At 61.0% G+C, this 18,881-nt stretch carries 16 protein-coding genes, 2 tRNA genes and 1 riboswitch; of the genes, 7 read left to right on the plus strand and 11 right to left on the minus strand.

Annotated elements, in window-relative coordinates; all coding sequences use genetic code 11:
- Positions 1-62: 62 nt before the first annotated feature.
- Entirely contained in the window at positions 63-401 is a 339-nt protein-coding gene (locus tag Q4T40_14755) for a cupin domain-containing protein (protein MDT8902508.1), read from the plus strand.
- A gap of 511 nt (positions 402-912) precedes the next feature.
- On the opposite strand, the gene Q4T40_14760 is transcribed toward Q4T40_14755, so the two are convergent.
- Both Q4T40_14760 and Q4T40_14765 read right to left on the minus strand, forming a co-directional pair.
- Complete coding sequence (locus tag Q4T40_14760) at positions 913-1,839, minus strand: diguanylate cyclase (protein ID MDT8902509.1); 927 nt, start codon at positions 1,837-1,839, stop codon at positions 913-915.
- A 157-nt stretch (positions 1,840-1,996) separates the two neighbouring features.
- Positions 1,997-2,551 carry a GDSL-type esterase/lipase family protein gene (locus Q4T40_14765; protein ID MDT8902510.1) on the minus strand — a complete coding sequence of 185 codons (555 nt, stop codon included), beginning with the start codon at positions 2,549-2,551 and terminating at the stop codon, positions 1,997-1,999.
- A 301-nt stretch (positions 2,552-2,852) separates the two neighbouring features.
- Between Q4T40_14765 and Q4T40_14770 the strand changes: the two genes are divergently transcribed.
- The 5 genes from Q4T40_14770 (at position 2,853) to larA (ending at position 6,331) form a co-directional block, all read left to right on the plus strand.
- Entirely contained in the window at positions 2,853-3,116 is a 264-nt protein-coding gene (locus Q4T40_14770) for a hypothetical protein (protein MDT8902511.1), read from the plus strand.
- Positions 3,117-3,307: 191 nt separating this feature from the next.
- Positions 3,308-3,384 (plus strand) — tRNA-Gln (locus Q4T40_14775).
- Between the two features lie 4 nt (positions 3,385-3,388).
- Positions 3,389-3,464, plus strand: a tRNA-Lys gene (locus Q4T40_14780).
- A 247-nt stretch (positions 3,465-3,711) separates the two neighbouring features.
- Positions 3,712-4,971 carry an MFS transporter gene (locus Q4T40_14785; GenBank protein MDT8902512.1) on the plus strand — a complete coding sequence of 420 codons (1,260 nt, stop codon included), beginning with the start codon at positions 3,712-3,714 and terminating at the stop codon, positions 4,969-4,971.
- Positions 4,972-5,038: 67 nt separating this feature from the next.
- Positions 5,039-6,331, plus strand: a complete 1,293-nt coding sequence (larA, locus tag Q4T40_14790; GenBank protein MDT8902513.1) for a nickel-dependent lactate racemase — start codon at positions 5,039-5,041, stop codon at positions 6,329-6,331.
- Positions 6,332-6,421: 90 nt separating this feature from the next.
- On the opposite strand, the gene Q4T40_14795 is transcribed toward larA, so the two are convergent.
- The 9 genes from Q4T40_14795 to Q4T40_14835 form a co-directional block, all read right to left on the minus strand.
- A complete protein-coding gene (locus tag Q4T40_14795; protein ID MDT8902514.1) occupies positions 6,422-6,727 on the minus strand; it encodes a hypothetical protein in 306 nt (101 codons plus the stop codon).
- A gap of 1 nt (position 6,728) precedes the next feature.
- Complete coding sequence (locus Q4T40_14800; protein MDT8902515.1) at positions 6,729-8,066, minus strand: acyclic terpene utilization AtuA family protein; 1,338 nt, start codon at positions 8,064-8,066, stop codon at positions 6,729-6,731.
- Between the two features lie 81 nt (positions 8,067-8,147).
- Complete coding sequence (locus Q4T40_14805; GenBank protein ID MDT8902516.1) at positions 8,148-9,443, minus strand: citrate:proton symporter; 1,296 nt, start codon at positions 9,441-9,443, stop codon at positions 8,148-8,150.
- A gap of 183 nt (positions 9,444-9,626) precedes the next feature.
- Positions 9,627-11,009: a sigma 54-interacting transcriptional regulator gene (locus Q4T40_14810; GenBank protein MDT8902517.1), complete on the minus strand. Its 1,383-nt coding sequence runs from the start codon at positions 11,007-11,009 to the stop codon at positions 9,627-9,629.
- Positions 11,010-11,148: 139 nt separating this feature from the next.
- On the minus strand, positions 11,149-11,712 hold the full coding sequence (locus Q4T40_14815) for a 3D domain-containing protein (GenBank protein MDT8902518.1): 564 nt from the start codon (positions 11,710-11,712) through the stop codon (positions 11,149-11,151).
- A 130-nt stretch (positions 11,713-11,842) separates the two neighbouring features.
- Entirely contained in the window at positions 11,843-13,174 is a 1,332-nt protein-coding gene (locus tag Q4T40_14820) for a nucleobase:cation symporter-2 family protein (GenBank protein MDT8902519.1), read from the minus strand.
- Positions 13,171-15,462 (minus strand): molybdopterin-dependent oxidoreductase, encoded by a 2,292-nt coding sequence (locus Q4T40_14825; protein MDT8902520.1) that lies wholly within the window; start codon positions 15,460-15,462, stop codon positions 13,171-13,173. The genes Q4T40_14820 and Q4T40_14825 overlap by 4 nt, the downstream gene beginning before the upstream one ends.
- The gene (locus Q4T40_14830) at positions 15,459-15,911 is read right to left on the minus strand and encodes a 2Fe-2S iron-sulfur cluster-binding protein (GenBank protein MDT8902521.1); all 453 of its coding nucleotides are present in this window, start codon (positions 15,909-15,911) and stop codon (positions 15,459-15,461) included. Before Q4T40_14830 ends, Q4T40_14825 begins: the two co-directional genes overlap by 4 nt.
- Positions 15,896-16,687, minus strand: a complete 792-nt coding sequence (locus Q4T40_14835; GenBank protein MDT8902522.1) for an FAD binding domain-containing protein — start codon at positions 16,685-16,687, stop codon at positions 15,896-15,898. The genes Q4T40_14830 and Q4T40_14835 overlap by 16 nt, the downstream gene beginning before the upstream one ends.
- A gap of 83 nt (positions 16,688-16,770) precedes the next feature.
- Positions 16,771-16,870, minus strand: a riboswitch (purine riboswitch).
- Between the two features lie 273 nt (positions 16,871-17,143).
- On the opposite strand from Q4T40_14835, the gene Q4T40_14840 reads away from it, so the two are divergent.
- The gene (locus Q4T40_14840) at positions 17,144-18,859 is read left to right on the plus strand and encodes a HAMP domain-containing methyl-accepting chemotaxis protein (GenBank protein MDT8902523.1); all 1,716 of its coding nucleotides are present in this window, start codon (positions 17,144-17,146) and stop codon (positions 18,857-18,859) included.
- Positions 18,860-18,881: the final 22 nt, after the last annotated feature.

Here is an 18,881-nt window from a genome sequence, read left to right on the forward strand (position 1 = left end):
GCGGGAGATGGCGGACGCTTTATAATTAGTTCAGGAGAATATTTTTCCAGGAGGTCATGATTATGAGCAGGACGTTTATCAAGAATATCGATTTCGGCAAGACGCACGAACTTGCGGAACTGGTCGATTACCAGCCGGGGCGGGTGGTCAGCCTGACGCTGGTGCAAAACGAGGCGCTGAGCATGACGCTGTTCGCGTTCGCGAAGGGCGAAGGGGTCAGCACCCACTCGGCTCCCGGCGACGCGATGGTTTATATCATCGACGGCCGGGCGGAGATCACCATCGGCGGGGAGAAGCTCGCCGCCGCCGCCGGGCAGACGGTCGTGATGCCGGCCGATATCCCCCACGGGCTTGAGGCGACGGAGGATTTCAAGATGCTGTTGATTCTCGTCAAGCAGTAGCAAGGCTCAGGTCGGCGCCGAAGACGCCGACCGTCCGGCCGCCGTCTTCGATCGGCACGGATACGGTCAGGCAGGGGCGCTGGGAAATGGCCGATATATAGGGAGCCGAGACGTGCGAGCATGTTTTCCAGTTCCCGGTCGCGTTTAAAGCCCAACATGGCATCTACCCCTCAAAAAAAATCGTCGCTCCCCAGCGAGAAGCGACTTCTTCGTCGTAATATATCTTTGATTGTTAAAGAACCAGGAATATTATGTCAAGGCACCGGAGAAAATTCATAACATTCTGCTTTCCGGTCGGAAGGAATTCTTACGCGGTTTCCAAAATAGTATATAATAGGTTATCGAAAAGGGGGTTGCGTCGATGGTCTGGATGATGCTCCGTCCGGTTACCCATTGTAAGGAAGGCTGCCATAGATTGTCCCGGGCAGGACGGTAAAAGGCCCAAAAAGGGCGCTCTAGCGAGCGCTCTTTTTTATTTGGCCGCAGATGGGGGTGTAACGGCTCCGAGATTTTACGATTCGATCCCCTTGCGCTGCTTGGCGGCATACATTGCTTTGTCCGCCACCTGCAGCAGTTCTTCGCTTTCCTGGCCGTCACGGGGGTAAAGGGCGATGCCGATGCTGGCGCTGACGGAGAATTCGCGGTCCGCCAGCCGCATTGGCTGCTGGAGGGCTTCCATCAGTTTGCTCAGGACGGTGAAAACATCCTGTTCTTCGCCGATGCCGGGCAGGAGGACGGTGAATTCGTCCCCGCCCAGCCGGGCGACGATGTCGCTGCCGCGCACCGAGGCGGTGAGCCGCTCGGCGATGAGCCGGAGGGCCTGGTCGCCGATGTAGTGACCGAGGGTGTCGTTGATGACTTTGAAGCGGTCGAGGTCGAGAAAGATGACGGCCAACATGTCTTTGTTGCCGCGCGCCTGGGCGAGGGCGACGGCCAGCTTGTCCCGCAGCATGACCCTGTTGGGCAGACCGGTGAGCGGGTCGTGGTACGCGAGGTGTTTGATCGTTTGTTCGTAGCGCTTCCGCTCGGTTATGTCGACGATTTGGGCGATGAAGTACCGCGGACGCCGCCGGGCGTCGCGGACGAGGGACACGTGGATGGTGACGTTTATTATTTCGCCGTCCCTGCGCAGGTACCGTTTTTCCATGACGAAGCGCGGTTTTTTGTCGTGCAGCAGTTCGCTCACCATAAACATGTCTTTGGTGAGGTCTTCGGGATGGGTGATGCTGGCGAAATTCATCGCCGACAGCTGGTCGACCGAATACCCCAGGATGTCGGCCATCGCCTGATTGACCCTCATGAAGCGCCCTTTCAGGTTGGCGATGACCATGCCTATCGGGGCGTTTTCGAATACCAGCCGGAACCGCTCTTCGCTTTCCCGCAGGGCAGCCGCCTGCGTGTCGTGGCGGTTCTCGCAATAAGAGAACTGACCTTTCATGCAGCTTACACTACGCTTTCTCCAAAATTTTACAGTTAGCACCTGCTATATTCGCCAAATTTTGTAAATTACCTGCCGCCGCGCACTAACTTTCTACAAAATATAAATAGCGCCCCAATAGCGATTATAAATAGCCCCATAAGGGCGGGGGCCGCCGTCAGCGTGTCAGGAGGTTCCTGAGCGCGGCGACGGCGGCGGCCGCCATGAGCGCGTAGCCGTCTTCGTTGGGATGGACGCCGTCGGTGTGCAGGTCCTGCCGCAAGCCGCCCGCAGCCGGGTCGACGAGCGCGGCGTGAAAGTCGATTGTCGGCAGGCCGCTTTCGGCCGCGCAGGTCCGCAGGCAACGGCGGTACTCGGCAAGCAGGCTCTCTTCCCGGTAGTCTACCGGCGGCGGCAGCCCGATGACCGTCTTTATGCCCCCCGTACGGGCCGCGGACGCCATGGCGGCGATGTTGCCGGTAACTTCGGCTGCCGCCAGGCCGAGAAAGGCGTCGTTGGAGCCGCCACTGATGATGACGTAGTCGGGCCTAAGGGCGGCGACATCGACGGCGAACCGCCGGAGCATATCGCCGGTCGTCTCGCCGCATACGCCTTTGTTGACCATCCGCACCCCGAGTTGGTCGCCGGCGGTCCGCACCCAGGAGTATTCCGGCGGGTACGGGTAGCCGTATGTAAGGGAGTCGCCGATGGCGACGATCGTAGTACAGTCCATAGTGTCAGCCCCCGCGGCGGAACCGCAGGCTGAAAAATTCCCGGCCGTTGGAGTTCGGATAAATTCCTGCGCTGCCCGGGGGATTCGCGCCGCATTGCGGGCGTGTATTCATCCCATAGCCTCCTGTTCGCGACCACTGCCTTTTTGCGGCTGTATTCTTCCATCATCATTCCATGCCGGGACGGTAATTCCTGCACAGGGAAGACGCCGCGGCCGGGGGCAGCGGAGAAACCCGGTTACGTTACGGGTAACCGGCGAATAACATAAAACAGGCGGCGATATTATGAAAGGGGGAAGTTTTTTGGAAGAAGCCATCGTTATCGCGACAGACCCGGTGACGGAAGCATCCGCTCCGCAAGCTGGCACCGACGCTTTCGCGGCGGCAGACGGGGGTGAGGCGGCGGAGAGCGGGGCCGCCAGGCTGCCGGATATTTCGTCCTGGCTGCCGGGCGGGAGCATTTGGCTGTACGCGATCCCGCTCGTCCTGCTCCTGTTTCTCTGGCTGTTCTATCCGGCGATTCTTATTCTCGCGTGTATTATCCTTTTTCTGTGGCTGCTGAGTTAGCCGCCCCGGCGACCTTCGGGGCAAGCGTTCGAAGGCCGTTTTGGCCCGAAATAGCCCGCTATCCCCCGGGATAGCGGGCGTGGTCCCCAATCGTGCCGCCCGCTGGCGTTGTCTCCCGCTAGCGGTGGTTGACAAATCGGCCCCACTCGTTTAGAATATTCTCTGCACGACAATATATAATATATTACTGTTGGGGAGTCGCCAAGCTGGTTAAGGCATCGGACTCTGACTCCGACATTCGAGGGTTCAAATCCTTCCTCCCCAGCCATCATGACTCACTAGCTCAACTGGCAGAGCAACTGACTCTTAATCAGTAGGTTGTAGGTTCGATTCCTACGTGGGTCACCAGCATTTTAAAGCCTCGCAGAGATGCGGGGCTTTTTGTTATGTAAATATAGGGACAGCCTGATAGTTCACCTTTGCGGCGTTGCCCTCAATGTTTTTCGTAAAAATTTGCTGTATTAAATTTATTTCCTTAATTCTAGTCTGATATAAGTGTGATATACTGGTAAAGTATGAGTTTACATTTTTAAGAGGCAGGTGGTTTTTCGGTTTTTCAAGCTTGTCTGTCATTTATTTTGGGAGAGGTGAAACTTTGAAACCAACTCGCATCCGGTGGAATCTGGCTATTTTGATGTTTCTTATCAGCTTTATCGCTTACATGGACCGGGTGAACCTATCGGTAGCCACCCCTGTAATTATGAAGGAGTTCGAGCTCACTAAAATCGACATGGGCCTGATGCAGACCGCGTTTTTCGTCGGCTATTCGATCATGCAGGTACCGGGCGGCATAATGGCCGAATATTTCGGTCACCGGCGCATCACCGTGCTGGCGGTCCTCTGGTGGTCGCTGTTTACGGCGCTGACGGCGTTCGGCAAAGGCCTGCCTTCGTTCCTGGTCATCCGTTCGCTGTTCGGACTTGGCGAAGGCCCTATTTTCCCGGCGTTCAACAACTTTGTCTATAAGTGGTTCAACAAGTCGGAAAAGGCGATGGGCTTTTCCTACGTACTGGGCGGCGCCTTCATCGGGCCTGTCTTCGGGCCGGCGGTGACCGTGGCCTTGATGCTGGCCTGGGGCTGGCAGTCGGTGTTTGTCGTGTTTGGTCTGGTCGGCGTGGTCCTGGCTGCCTCCTGGCACTTTTTCGCGGCCGAAACGCCGCGCAGCAGCCGCTTCGTCAACGAAGCCGAGTTGCAGCATATTGAGGAAGGCATGGATGTCGCCGCGGTAGAGAAGAAAGAGCTGGCCCCCTGGAAAGCTTTCATGAGCTCAAGCCAGTTTTGGGCCATCGGCATTCAGTATTTCATCACCGACTATATCATGTATGTGTTTTTGGCGTGGCTGCCGCTTTATCTCATGGAGGCGCAGAAGTTTTCCCTCGCCAAGATGGGCATCGCGGCCGCTTTCCCCTGGGGGCTTTTGTGCATTTTGACTTTCGCGACCGGGTATGTTAGCGACAAGCTGGTGGCTAAAGGCTTGTCCAAGGCTAAAGCCCGCACCCTGTTCGGCTCGCTGGGCCTCATGATCTGCTGCGTGGCCCTGTATCTGGGAGCCGTCGCCACCACGCCTTACATGAACGTGCTGTGGCTTACCATTTCGCTGGGCTCGCTGGGTCTGACCTTCAGCGCTTCCTGGGCCGCATGCATCGATATCGGCGGCAAGTTCTCCGGTTCTGTTTCCGGCTGGATGAATTTCTGGGGAAATATCGGCGGCATCGCCGCACCGACGCTGACGGCCTGGATCGCCACTACCTACGGCTGGCAGGCCGCTATTTTGGTTACCGCCGCTTCCGCGGTTATCGGCGTCATCGCCTGGCTCGCGGTCAAGCCCGACGTGCAGCTCACGCTGCGCAAATAGCGAAAAAAAGCTTGCTAAATCATTGCCTGCGCTGACAAGCCGGCAGTTCCTATAAGGAGGAGATATTATGTTTACCGAGTTTCATCTGGGATACGGAAACGGCGAAGTGACGGTCAGCCTGCCGACGAAGCAAATTCTGCATGTGGTCGAGGGCAAGCATGTGGAGCCGATAGCTGACGTGAAAGCCGCTGTAAACGCCGCCCTCGCCAATCCCATCGGCACCCCGCCGCTGAAGGAGATCGTAAAAAAGGGCGACCGGGTTTGCATCATCGTCAGCGATATAACCCGCGCCTGGGTCAGGCACGATCTTTTCCTGCCGCCGCTTTTAGATGAGCTCAACGCGGCCGGAGTGCCGGATAGCGATATAACGCTGATCGTCGGCCTCGGCGCCCATCGCCACCATACCCACCAGGAGAATGTCACGGTATACGGCCAGGAGGTCGTCGACCGGATCGGCATAGAGCAGAGCCACGCGCCCACCGCCGAAGACTTTGTGAAGGTCGGCACCACAAGCCGCGGCGTGGATACTTATATCCACAAAACGGTGGCCAACGCTGACAAGGTCATCTTGACCGGCGGCATAGTCTATCACCTGATGGCCGGCTTCGGCGGCGGCCGCAAATCCGTAATGCCGGGAGTCGCCGGTTATAACAGCATCCAGGGCAATCACAGCTTCTGCCTGCATGACACAGTCGGGCAGGGGATCAGCCCCCACTGCGTGTCCGGCAAGCTTGACGGCAACAATATGCACGAGGATATGACGGAGATGGCGGCGATGGTCAAGCCGGCCTTCCTGCTTAACGCCGTTTTCACCCCTGAGGGCAAATTCGCCCGGATTGTCGCCGGCCATTGGTACGATGCCTGGCTGGCAGGCTGCCGCACGGTGGAGGAGATTTTCGGCGTCCCGATCGACGCCAAGGCGGATCTCGTGATCGGCTCGGCCGGCGGGTTCCCCAAAGATATCAACCTGTACCAGGGATCGAAGACCATCGACAACGCCTATATGGCCGTTAAGGAAGGCGGGGTCGTCATTCTGACGCTGGAGTGTCGGGATATCATGGAGCCGCCCGATTTCAGCGGCTGGTACGATTTCGAGTCGCTGTACGACCGCGAGCTCGAATTGCGCAAAGGGTTTACTGTTCCGGGGTTCATTGCCCTGAAGTGCGGCTTGATCGCCAAGAAGATCGCGCTTATCGTCGTTACCCTGCCGCAAAACAGGGATTTTATCGCCAAAGCCGGCATGATTCCCGCCGCCTCGATGGACGAGGCCATGGCCATCGCCGAGCAGAAGCTGGGCCGCAAGGATTACACCGTCACGGTGATGAGCCACGCGGCCAATACCGTGCCGTTGTTGAAGTAGTCAGCTGATTTAAGAATTGTCCCCGCGTATAAATGACAAACCCGCTTTCCGGCGCCAGTCGGCCGGAAAGCGGGTTTGTCGTTATAAGGTTTATTCCTTAACTTCCAGGTTCATGAGGGCGGAGCTCAGCGACTTGCCGTGGATATCCAGGGCGAGCGTGCGGGTTACGCCGCCGCCGAGCGCCTGAAACATCACGAAGTTGAGGGCGCCGATGTTGGGAAGCTCGTAGCGGACTACCTCGCCCTGCACGATGTCGGCGAAAAAGGCTTTCACCCGTTCGGCGGTAATGTGCTTGGCGAGCAGCGGGTAGTTGGCAGGGTCGTAGGCGATCAGCGAGATGTTCGAGGTGTTTCCTTTGTCGCCCGTTCGGGAATGAGCGATTTCGCGAAGTTTCATCTCATACCACCTCGTACTTCACAGAGTAGTTGACCAGAGACCTGGGTATAAGGATCGAAACCATCGCGACCACTTCCCGCGCGGATTTCCATGCGCCGGCGCCCCCGGCGGGGCCGTTGGTGTACAGGGTTTCGACTTCGTTGCCGATGCGCACCGCTTCCTGCAGGTTTTCCGTTCGGCCGGCGACCCGCGCCCGCACCTCGTACGGTTCGTGTCCGGCCGACAGCTTCTCGGCATGGAGGGCGTTGACGCCGATAAGGTCGAAGCGGCATTCCTGCGTCTTGACTCCCATAAGTCCGAGACGTTCTTTTACGATGTCGAGCGCCAGCCGGCCGCGCTCGACGGCGCCCGGCCCGGCGTAGCTTATCTGTCCTTCGCCGATATAGCTGTCGACATAGCCGATGGATACTTTGAGCAGGTCGGTTTTGGGCGCGCCTTTGCCGCCGGTGACTTTTACCTGGTCTTTGGCGATTTCCGCCATTTGCACGCCGGTGAAGTCGGCCACTACGTCGGGCGTGAAGTAGGCGGCCGGATTGTGTATTTCGTACAGCAGTTGCTCTTTGCAGGTGGCCAGGGCGACCATGCCGCCGGCTTCGGGGACTTTCGTGATCACGACGGCGCCGTCTTCGCTGACTTCGGCGATCGGGAAGCCGAGATGGCCGATGCCGGGGACGTCTTTGTAGCCGGGATCGGCGAAATAGCCCCCGGTTATCTGGCCGGCGCATTCCATGAGGTGGCCGATTACCGTGGCCTGACCCATAAGGTTCCAGTCATCGAGGGACCAGCCAAATTCGTACGCCAGCGGCGCGATAAACAGCGCGGGGTCGGCCACGCGGCCGGTGATTACGATGTCCGCTCCGCCCTTGAGGGCCTCGATGATCGGCCCGGCGCCAAGATAGGCGTTGGCGGAGACGAGTTTATCCTTGATGGCGGACAGTTTCCCGCCTGTTTCCTCGATGGTGTATTCTTGCCCGCGGATGGCTTCCAGGACGTCGTCGCCGCTTACGGCGGCGATCTTGAGACCCTTGACGCCGAGTTTGCCGGCCACTTCCTTGATTTTTCGCGCGCCGGCCTCAGGATTGGCCGCGCCCATGTTGGTGATTATTTTTATGCCTTTTTGACTGCAGACCGGCAAAACAGCTTCCATCCGCGCGGCCAAAAGAGCGTCGTAGCCTGCCGACGGATCTTTCATCTTCGCCTGCTGAGCAATGGCGATCGTTCTTTCCGCCAGGCATTCGAAGCACAGATACTGGATATTCCCTTTTTCCGCCAGTTCGACGGCAGGCTCGATCCTGTCGCCGGAGTAGCCCGCCCCTGCGCCAAGCCGGATCTTTTTCATAGGATCACCTCTAATGTTTTTGATAGCGCGATTATCCGCGCCGGCCAGCGGCGAACCCGGACGGCCGCCGTTGCCGAGGGGTTACAGTACGAAGGCTCCCGTCAGGACGGCGACGATCGTCATGACGAGCGTTACCCCAAACGCGAAGGGGATGGTGAATTTCTGATGGTCGCCGAGGTCGACGCCGGCGAGGCCAACCAGCAGGAAGGTGGAGGCGGTCAGCGGGCTTACCGGGAAGCCGGTGGTCATCTGACCGAGGATGGCGGCGCGGGCGACTTCAACTTTGGCAACCCCCATGGCTTCGGCCGCCGTGGACAGAACGGGCAATATGCCGAAGTAATAGGAATCCGGGTCGAAGAGGAGGCTTGCCGGCATGGAGGTGATGGCGGTCAAAACAGGCAGATGCCCTCCGAGCGTCTTGGGCACTATGGCGACGAGCGTGCCGGCCATGGCCTTGATCATGCCCGATTTCGTCAGGATGCCGGTGAAGATGCCGGCCGCAAAGATGATGGCGATCATGAATACGGCCGATTTCCCCTGGGCGACGATCCGCTCTTGCTGCATCTTGACGTCGGGATAGTTGACTATAAGGGCGATGACCAGCGCCACCATGAAGACGACGGGCAGGGGTATCAGTTTGCCCTGGACCAGGGCGACGATGGCCGCGATGGTGAGGATGGCGTTGAACCAAACCAGTTTGGGACGTTTGAGCGGGTCGACCTTTTCCTCTTCACCGGAGACGCTTTCTTCCGCGAACTTGACGACCCCTATACGGGCCCGTTCCCTGCGTCCCAGCAGGTAGGCAAAGGCCAGCACGGTGGCAAGGCCGGCCAATTGGGCCGGGATGACGGGGTTGAACAGTTCCGTCATGTTGAGGTGCAACGAGGTGGCGGCGCGCAGCGTCGGTCCGCCCCAGGGCAGCATGTTCATGGTCCCCGCGCCCAGCGCGACCAGGCAAGCCAGTACTTTTCTGTCCATGCCCAGCTTGTCGTAGATCGGCAGCAGGGCCGGCACGGCGATCAGGAAGGTGGATGCGCCCGAGCCGTCCATGTGGGCCAGCATGGCTATCAGCGCCGTACCCACGGCGACTTTGACCGGGTCGCCGCCGCCGTACCTGACGATCCGCTTGATGGCGGGATCGAACAAGCCCGCGTCGTTCATCACCCCGAAGTAAAGAATGGCGAATGTGAGCATTACGCCGACCGGAGCGACGCTCTTGATCCCGGCGAAGGCGAACGCCCCCAGCTTGGGGCCGAAGCCCGCCAGCGCGCCGAATACCGCCGGTACCGCGACGAGCGCGACTATGACCGAGGCCCTCTTCGTCATGATCAGAAACAATAACGCCGCAATGATGCAGAAGCCCCATAAAGATAACATAGCTGATCCTCCTTTGCTCGTAATGCCCTCTTAAAATGCAAGTCGCGTGCCAGCCGATTTTGGCGGCTTAACCGGCTCCTCTTTATCATATTTGATAAAAAAAATAGCCGACGCGGTCAATCCTCCCCGGATTGTCGGGCGTCGGGCCTTATCAATATTGATAAAGGCAGTGTCGAGTAATTATCATAAATGATAAGTGCCCTGCAGCCGGCGGTAAAGGCTGGCGATCGATATGCCCAGAATGGCGGCGACTTTTTTCTTCCCAGCCGTGTTATCGCCGTGTATCCTGAGAAGTTGCAGGATGTTTTGCCGCTCAAATTCTTTCACACGCTGGGCCAAGGTTCCGCCGGCGAGAAACCGGTCCAGGTCGGACTGGGCCAAGATCCGGCGCGGAAGGTGCTCCGGCAGTATTTCGTCGCCGGTGACGACATTGCAGGCGAATTCGATCGCGTTCCTCAGTTCCCGGATGTTTCCCGGCCAGTCGTATGCCAGAAAGATTTTTTCCACTTCGGCGCTGATTTTGAAAACCTTTTTCTGCGCCGATGAGCGGCTGTCGGCGAAGTGGTGCGCCAGCAGCGGGATGTCTTCCTGGCGCCTTCTGAGGGGCGGCAGGTTTATCTGAAATACGTTTATGCGGTAATAAAGGTCTTCGCGGAAGTTTTTCTTTTCCACCATGAGTTCCAGGTCCTGATGGGTGGCGCAGATGATGCGTATATCGACCTCTTTCTCCTCCAGCTCCCCCACCCGTCTGACCCTTTTCTCCTGGAGGACCCGCAGCAGTTTGGCCTGAAGGTCGTTGCCCATGTCGCCTATTTCGTCCAGAAACAGCGTTCCGCCGTCGGCGAGATGCAGGAGGCCGGGTTTGCCGCCTTTCTTCGTGCCGGTGAACGCTCCCTCGGTATAGCCGAAGAGCTCGCTCTCGAGCAGGTTGACCGGCACCGCGGCGCAGTTGATGGCGACGAATGGCCGGTGCTTCCTGGCGCTGGCGTTGTGAATACCCTGGGCTATCAGTTCCTTGCCGGTGCCGCTTTCGCCCTGGAGGAGAATGTTGGCGTCAGACACCGCAGCGCGTTCGGCCAGCGTGACGCAGGCGCGGAATTCCGCGTTGTTGTAGACTAGGTCGTCAAAAGTGTACCTGGCGCTGAGGATCTCCTTTACCGTTCCCTGGAGGTCCCTGAGCCGGTTTTGCGCCCTGCTAAGTTCGGCCGACAGTTTCTGCACCTCGGTGATATCCCTGATGATGGATACGCCACCGATTATTTCGCCGGCGACGATTATCGGCGACATGTCGACGATGTATTCGACCTTTCCGTCGGTGCGGTAGACGCCGTTCATGCCCTGCCCTGTCTTGATGACTGTCGGCAGGATGGCCCCGGGGCGCACTTCGGCGAGCTTGCGGAATAGGATTTCATCGGCTTTTTTGCCGATGATGCGCAGGTATTGGTCGTTGACGTACTGGACTATGCCGTCCTTGTCGGCGATCAGCAGGCCTTCGTTGAGCGAGTCGAAGATATCTATCGACCACTTCGCGAGCGAGGCTGCGTCCAGGATGTTTTTGGCGGTCATCGTCGGTGCCTCCGCGCTGGTTAGATGTTGTGTCCTTCGCTGCGGAGCTTGTCAAATCCTGCACCGCTCTCCCGGTGACGGGCGCGGATGGGGGATTCCCGGCAATTTTAAAGGCAGGCTCCGGCCTGCCTTGGTTTTTTTAGACGCCCTTGTCTTTGGGGGTGTTGACGACAAACACCTTGACGTCTTGCATGCCGAATTTCTCGGCTTCCCGCACCGTCCACTTGGCGACGTCGATACGGTTGCCCTTGATGGCCCCGCCGGTGTCTTCGGCGGTGGCGTATTCGCCATGGCCGTCGGGATACTGGATGAACACCTTGGAGCCGAGCGGGATGATGCTGGGGTCGACGGCAATGACGCCTGGGCGGACCTGGGTGCCGAGATGGGTTTTGCTGCCCCACTGGTCGTTGTCGTGCGGCCCCGGAGCGTAGGCGGTGGCAACCATTTTGATTTCTTTCTTGAAGTTTTCCGGGGCTTCGCCGCGGATCTTTTTGGCGTGTTCGGAGGCCTTGAGCTGGGCGCCCGGGGTGGCGGCGGCGGGTTTGGGGTCGGGAGGGGCGGCGTGGGCGACGGCTGGCGGAATGCCCGGCATGCCGGCCGCGGACAGCACGAAGGCTCCGGCGACCGCGGCGGCGAGGCGCCGGTATTTCTTCTTCAGGCTTCTATGGCGGTAACCTTTGTGTCTACCGGCGTTATGCTTCACAACAAAAGCCCCCTTTTTACGGTTGTTATTCATAGTGTCTGTAAAAAAGGGGGCGCAATGCCCGGCATTTTTTGGACGAGGCAGCACGGAAAAAAACAAGCGACCCGGTCGCACCCGGGCCGCCTGGGGCTTATTCGGAAAGGGCTTTTTCGGTCGTGGCGGCCGCGCGGCCAAGTTCGTTAAAACAGTAGTTGAGGAGCACGGCGATGATGCTGCCGGTGGTGATGCCGCTGTGGAGAAAGAGCTTCGCCCAAGCGGGGAAGCCGTGGTAGAAGGTGGGAACGGCCAGGGGGATAAGGCCGACGCCGAGGCTGACGGCGACGATCATGGCATTGTTGTTGCCAGCGAAGGAGACTTTGCCGAGAACGCGAATGCCGCTGGCGGCGACCATGCCGAACATCGCTATGCCGGCTCCGCCCAAAACGGGGGCAGGGATGGCGGCGACGACGGCGGCGGCTTTGGGGAAGAGGCCGAGGACCATGAGGATAAGGCCGGCGGTGACGACGACGAAGCGGCTTTTGACCCCGGTGAGGCCGACGAGGCCGACGTTCTGGGCGAAGGCGGAGTAAGGGAAGGTGTTCATGACGCCGCCGAGCATGGTGGCAAAGCCGTCGGCCCTGAGGCCGCGCACTACGTCTTGCTGGGTGACCGGCCGCCCGACCATTTCGCCGACGGCAATCATGTCGCCGGTGGTTTCGGTCATGATGACGAGCATGGCGAGGAAAATGGTGAGAATGGCCGTGAGGTCGAAGGTGGGCATGCCGAAGGCGAAGGGGGTGGTGATGCCGAACCAGGGGGCGGTGGCCACCTTGGCGAAGTCGGTGAAGCCGAGGAGAAAGGCGATGAAGGTGCCGGAAACCAGGCCGAGCAGGACGGCGATGCTGCTCCAGAAGCCCTTGAGGAAGCGGTAGTAAACGATCGTCAGCAGCAGGACGAGGAAGGCCATGGCGATGTTCCCGGGGCTGGCGAACCCCGGTGCGCCCGGCACGCCGCCGCCTGCCCAGCGGACGGCCACAGGCAGGAGGGAGACGCCGATGATGGTGATGATGGTGCCGGTGACGACCGGCGGGAAGTAGCGGATGAGGCGGCTGAAGTAGGGGCTGATGAGGTAGGTCAGCAGTCCGGCGACGATGATCGAGCCGAAGATGCCCTGGATGCCGTGCATTTTACCGACCATTATCATCGGCATGACGGCTGCGAAGGAGACGCCCTGTACGACCGGCAGCTTAACCCCCATGTTGAGGAAGCCGAAGGACTGGATGACGGTGGCGATGCCGACGGTGAAGAGGTCGGCGTTGATTAGGTAGATGAGCTGGTCCTTGGTGAGACCCAGGGCGTTGGCGATGATGAGAGGCACGGCGACGCAGCCGGCGTACATTGCCATGACGTGCTGGAGGCCGTAGGCGAACAGTTGGCCATTGGGGAGGATTTCGTCGACGGGATGGACTTTTTCGGTGCTCATGTGCAGGTTCTCTCCTTCGGCTGTTTCGTCATTGCGGCGTATACTTTTTCGGGGGTGAGCGGCAGGCGGGTCAGCCACGCGCCGACGGCGTTGCGAACGGCGTGGGCGATGGCCGGCGCCGGGGTGTTGGCGACGACTTCGCCGATCGATTTGGCGCCGAACGGCCCGGTGGGCTCGTAGCTTTCCTCGAAGAATACGCGGATGGCGCCGACGTCCTTGCGGCTGGGTATCTTATAGGTCATGAAGGAATTGGTCTGCAAGCCGCCGCGCTCGTCATACCTGACGTCTTCGTAGAGGGCGAGGCCGATCCCCTGCACGAGGCCGCCCTCGGCCTGGACCCGCGCCAGGTTGGGGTTGATGACGGTGCCGCAGTCGATGACAGCGACATAGTCGAGCAGTTCGACTTTACCGGTTTCCTTGTCGACCTCGACGTCGGCGAAGCCGGCGACGAACGGCGGCGGCGACACCGGGCTGCCGTGGCTGGCGTAGCCGGCGAGCTGCCGCCGGTCGGGGCCGACGACCGACCGCTGGGCGAGTTCGGCGAGGGTGAGTCTGTCGCCGGCGGGTCCGGTGAGAACAGCGCCGTCGAAGGTTACCTCCGCCGGCGCGGCGTTCATGAGGCCGGCGGCGGCGGCGATTATCTTTTCCCTGAGTTCGCCGGCGGCCTTGACGACGGCCATGCCGGTGACATAGGCGGTGCTGGAGGCGTAGGAGCCGGTGTCGAAGGGCGAGACGTCGGTGTCGGCGGCGTGGACGATGATGGCGTCGAGCGGCGTCTGGAGCACCTCGGCCGCCATCTGGGCGAGGATGGTGTCGCTGCCTGTGCCCATGTCGGTCGAGCCGAGGAGGAGGGTGTAGTTGCCGTCGTCGTTCAGGCGGACTTCGGCGGAGGCGGTGTCGATGCCGGCGATGCCGGAGCCCTGCATGGTTACCGCCATGCCGACGGCCCGCACTTTGCCGCCGAGGTCGCGGCTGGGGTACTTCTCATCCCAGCCGATGAGTTCGCGGCCGCGCTCGATGCACCGGTCGAGGGACGCGCTGCCGAGGATGCGGTTGTGGTAAATGTCGAGCTCGCCGGCCCTGATGATGTTCTTAAGCCTGAGCGCAGACGGGTCGAGGCCGAGTGCGCCGGCGAGCTTGTTGACCGCCGATTCGACGGCGAAGCAGCCCTGGGTGGCGCCGTAGCCGCGCATCGCCCCGGCCGGCAGCTTGTTGGTGTAGACGGCGTGGCCGGCGTAGCGGACGGCGCGCGCCTTGTTGTAAAGCGAAAGGCTTTTTTCGCCGGCGACGGAGAAGACGGTGGGGGCGTGCTCGCCGTAGGCGCCGGTGTCGGACAGGCACTCGACGTCGATGGCGCGGATGAGGCCGTCGCGGTCCGCCCCCAGGCGCACTTTGAAGCGCATGGCGTGGCGGCTGTTGGTGGCGGTGAAGGTTTCCCTGCGCTCGTAGACGATCTTGGCCGGACGACCGGTGCGGAGGGTGACGAGGGCGGGGAAGATTTCGGCGACCGCGGTCTGCTTGCCGCCGAAGCCGCCACCGATGCGGGGCTTTATGACCCTTATGCGGCTGGCCGGCAGTTCGAGGGCGCGGGCCAACTGTCGCCGCACGTGGAAGGGTATCTGGGTGGAACTGACCACCACGAGGCGGCCGGCATGGTCAAGGTAGCTGAAGGCCCGGTAGGTCTCCATCATCGCCTGGGCCTGGGCCTGGGTGTAGTAGGTTTCCTCGACGACGACAGCGCTGGCGGCCAGTTCGGCAGCGACGTCGCCGACCTCGACCTTGTGGGTGGCGGCGATGTTGCGCAGCCGGTTGTGGCCGATGTCGAAGTTGCAGTGTAGGTCGGTTTCGGGATGGACGACCGCGGGGTGGTCGATGGCCTGCTCGAAATCGAGCACCGGCGTCAGCACCTCGTAGTCGACTTTGATGAGTTCGAGCGCCTTTTGGGCTGCGCGTTCGTCGGCGGCCGCGACGATGGCCACCTCGTCGCCGACGTAGCGGACGAGGTCTTCGAGGATGAGCCGGTCATAGGGCGAGGGCTCGGGATAGGTCTGGCCGGCGAGGGTGAATCTGGCTTGGGGCACGTCTTTATGGGTGAGGACGCAGGCCACCCCTTCGACGCTCTCGGCGGCGACGGTGTCGATGGCTTTTATGCGCGCCGCCGCGTGGGGGCTGCGGAGAATTTTGACCGTCAGGGCGTTGGCGGGGACGAGGTCGTCGGTATACAGCGGCTTGCCGGTGGCGATGGCCAGCCCGTCGATCTTGGCGACGCCTTTGCCAACGATTTTCATGGCCGCACCTCCAGGAACTTTTTGACCGCCCGCAGTTGGCCCATGTAGCCGGTGCAGCGGCAGAGGTTGCCGGTGAGGTAGTGGATTATTTCGTCGTCGGTGGGATCGGCCAGTTCGCGTTTCATCGCCAGCACGGTCATGATGAAGCCGGGGCTGCAGAAGCCGCATTGCTCGGCGCCCTCGGCTACGAGCAGGCGGGCGAACGCTTCCGCTTCGCCGGCGACGCCTTCGATGGTGGTGATGTCGCGGCCGTCCATCCGCGCGGCCAGGATGGCGCAGGAGAGGGTCGGCCTGCCGTCCACCCATACGGTGCAGAGGCCGCAGTTGGTGGTGTCGCAGCCGCGGCGGACGCTGGCGAAGCCTGCGGCCCGCAGGGTGTCGGCGAGGATTTCGTCAGGCGCCACTTCGAGGGCGGTTTTGTGACCGTTGATGGTTACTTCGATGCGCATTTCGACACCTCCAGCACGGCGCGTTTGACGAGGACGGCGGCCATCGCCCGGCGGTATTCGGCCGACGCCTTGAGGTTGCCTCCGAAGGCAAGTTCGCCGGCAGCCAGGGCGGCGGCTTCGCCGGGGTCCGCGCCGCCGTCCAGGGCGGCGGCCGCCGCGGGGGCGAGCCTGGCGCCGGCCGGCCTGGCACCGACGGCGACCGTCCACCGGTCGCCAAGGCGGGCAACGGCGGCGTTGACGACCGGAAAGTCGCTGGCCGAGTTGCGCAGGCTTTGGTAGGCGGCGGCGCGGCCGTCCTTCCTTATATATATCCGGGTGAGAATATCTCTGGTGTACGGCTTGTCCAAAAAGACCGCCAGCGGCATCCGGCCGCCGGCGTGCAGCTCGACGTCGGTGTCGAGCGCCAGGAGGGCGGTGATGAGGTCGGAGAAGCCGTATTTGGAGAAGACCGAGGCGCCGACGGTGACGAGGTTGCGGAACTGGACGCCGAGAACGTTGCCGACCGCGCGGGGCAGCATGCCGGAGAAATTTTCCCGGCAGGCGGGGTGGTTTTCCAGGGCGCGGAAGGTCGCCATCGCCCCGACCTCGATGAAGCCTTCCGTTTCGCGGATGTAGTCGAGGCCGATACGCGAAAGGTCGACAGCGGCGGCGATCTTCCTGTTGCCCAGCCGCAGGAAGGCGCAACCGCCCAATAGCGCGTTGTCGGGATGCTCCGTCAGCGTCCGGTAGGCTTCAGCGAGCGTCTGCGGCCGGACGAGTTCTTTGACTGTAAACATGATGTCCTCCCTCCCATAAAAAGAAAACCCGGCGGCGGATTTCGCTTTTTCCGATGAGCAAAATCCCCGCCGGGGTCTGGTCCCCAGGTGGCTTTTTCACTCGTAGCCGGCAATTTACGGTTGCCTGTAGAAACTTCTGGGCCGTATCCCCAAAATTATACGAGGTTATTCAGTTGCACTATTATTTTACCTGGGCCGACAAATGGTGTCAACGAGGTTGCGCGCATACGGCAAAAGCGGCGCCTCCGGCGGCTTTGAGCCCTGCCGGGGACCTCGGCGGCGATAGCTAAGACAGGTATCGGTGTGTAGCCGGCGAAGGCCTCATACCGCAGCCGCGTCAATACGCGAGATGACGGGGGAGGATTTTGCGCGAATTGTGTCGAATAATTCAACAATTAGTTTTACCATTATTTTCTACCAGAGCTAAGCAGACCTGGCAAAAGGAGTTGAGCGTCCTTGCAATTCTTCCGAAACCTCAGCATCGCCTCCAAGCTTTCCGTCCTAGTGTTCATCGCCGCCTTTTTCGTGGCGACGATCGCCGTAACCGGCTACTATTTCCTTGCCAAGACCGACGCCGTGATGCAGGATCTGAACAAAAACGAGCTGCGGGCCGTGAAGCTGATCGACGAAGTCCAGATCGAGATCAAGTCAGCCCAGTCGGTTGTGCTCGAATACCTGCTGACCAAGGACGTCGACCGCCGCAAGGCGCTGCTGGACGGTTTGAAGTCACGCGGCGAGAAGGTCGACTTTTATCTGCTGGAGCTTGACAAAACCAGGCTGAGCGAGGATCAGCGCCGCAATCTGGAGCTGCTTACGTCGATGCTGGGAAGCTACCGCAACGGCCGCAACGGGGTGTTGAAGCTGTCGGCGGAGGGCAAGACAAGCGAGGCTATCCTCATATATACCTACCAGTACATGCCGATTCTCGACGGCATCAATAAGCAGCTGGGCTACATAGCGGACGAGTTCAACGCGAAAGCCCGCAACGCCCATGCGCAAAGTTCCCGTGGCGTGACGGTGGCCAGCACGACGCTGACCGCTATCGGGCTGGCGGCGTTGCTGATTGTCATCGTCTTCGGGCTGGCCATCGCCCGTATGATCTCCAGGCCGCTCAAACAGGTGGCCGCCGCCGTTAGGGAGGTTGCCGCCGGCAATCTGGCGGGGAAGGCGCTGACGGTGGACTCCCGCGATGAAGCCGGTCAGGTGGCGACCGCCATCAATGCGATGACCGATAATCTCCGGGGGCTGATCAGGCAGGTGGCCGAATCGGCCGAACAGTTGGCAGCGTCGAGCGAGCAGCTTAACGCCAGCGCCGACCAGGCCGCCGTGACAGCCACCCAGGTCGCCCAGGCGATCGGCGGCGTGGCTCAGGGCTCGGCGGCCCAACTGCGGGCGGTGGAGGAGAGCGCGGCGGCTGTCGAACAGATGTCGGCCAGCGTTGAGCAGGTGACCGCCAACGCCGAGGTCGTCGCCGCCACCTCGGCCGAAGCGGCCGAAGCGGCCGGCAAAGGCACGGAACAGATTTCCACGGCCGTGAAACAGTTCGCGAATATCGAAACGACGGTGGCCGATTCGGCCCGGATCGTCCAGACGCTGGGCGAGCGGTCCAAGGAGATCGGTCAGATACTTGACACTATTTCCAGTATCGCCGGCCAGACCAATCTTCTCGCCCTCAACGCCGCCATCGAATCGGCCCGGGCGGGCGAAGCGGGCCGCGGTTTCGCCGTCGTGGCCGAGGAGGTGCGCAAGTTGGCCGAGCAGTCGCAGGAGGCGTCGATGCAGATCAGCGAGCTGATCGGAGCCATCCAGGCCGATACCGACAGGGCGGTCACGGCGATGAACACCGGCACGCAGGAGGTCAAGGCCGGCAGCGAGGTGGTCAACAACGCCGGGCAGGCGTTCGAGCATATCCTCACCCTCGTCGACCAGGCTTCCGCCCAGTCCGGGGATATGGCCGCCGCCATCCGCCAGATGGCCGACGGCAGCCAGCAGATCGTGGCGTCGATGAAGGCTATCGACGAGGTGAGCAAGACGACGGCGGCCGATACGGAGTCCGTTTCGGCGGCGACTGAGGAACAGTCGGCCACGATGGAGCAGATCGCCGCCTCCAGCCAGAGCCTGGCGCAGCTCGCCCAGAACCTCCAGACCGCCCTGCGCCGGTTCACGGTCTAAATAAGTATTCCCGCGGAAGAGG

This window comes from Selenomonadales bacterium 4137-cl (assembly GCA_032334055.1).
Taxonomy (GTDB): Bacteria; Bacillota; Negativicutes; order Sporomusales; family UBA7701; genus Anaeroselena; species Anaeroselena agilis.

What these genes read in the sequence shown, in the direction of transcription:
- Q4T40_14835 (MDT8902522.1), bottom strand. Translation starts at nt 16,687, where the DNA reads ATGTTTACAGTCAAAGAACTCGTCCGGCCGCAGACGCTCGCTGAAGCC.
- Q4T40_14820 (MDT8902519.1), bottom strand. Translation starts at nt 13,174, where the DNA reads ATGAGCACCGAAAAAGTCCATCCCGTCGACGAAATCCTCCCCAATGGC.
- Q4T40_14755 (MDT8902508.1), top strand. Translation starts at nt 63, where the DNA reads ATGAGCAGGACGTTTATCAAGAATATCGATTTCGGCAAGACGCACGAA.
- Q4T40_14810 (MDT8902517.1), bottom strand. Translation starts at nt 11,009, where the DNA reads ATGACCGCCAAAAACATCCTGGACGCAGCCTCGCTCGCGAAGTGGTCG.
- Q4T40_14795 (MDT8902514.1), bottom strand. Translation starts at nt 6,727, where the DNA reads ATGAAACTTCGCGAAATCGCTCATTCCCGAACGGGCGACAAAGGAAAC.
- Q4T40_14805 (MDT8902516.1), bottom strand. Translation starts at nt 9,443, where the DNA reads ATGTTATCTTTATGGGGCTTCTGCATCATTGCGGCGTTATTGTTTCTG.
- Q4T40_14800 (MDT8902515.1), bottom strand. Translation starts at nt 8,066, where the DNA reads ATGAAAAAGATCCGGCTTGGCGCAGGGGCGGGCTACTCCGGCGACAGG.
- Q4T40_14760 (MDT8902509.1), bottom strand. Translation starts at nt 1,839, where the DNA reads ATGAAAGGTCAGTTCTCTTATTGCGAGAACCGCCACGACACGCAGGCG.
- Q4T40_14830 (MDT8902521.1), bottom strand. Translation starts at nt 15,911, where the DNA reads ATGCGCATCGAAGTAACCATCAACGGTCACAAAACCGCCCTCGAAGTG.
- larA (MDT8902513.1), top strand. Translation starts at nt 5,039, where the DNA reads ATGTTTACCGAGTTTCATCTGGGATACGGAAACGGCGAAGTGACGGTC.
- Q4T40_14765 (MDT8902510.1), bottom strand. Translation starts at nt 2,551, where the DNA reads ATGGACTGTACTACGATCGTCGCCATCGGCGACTCCCTTACATACGGC.
- Q4T40_14825 (MDT8902520.1), bottom strand. Translation starts at nt 15,462, where the DNA reads ATGAAAATCGTTGGCAAAGGCGTCGCCAAGATCGACGGGCTGGCCATC.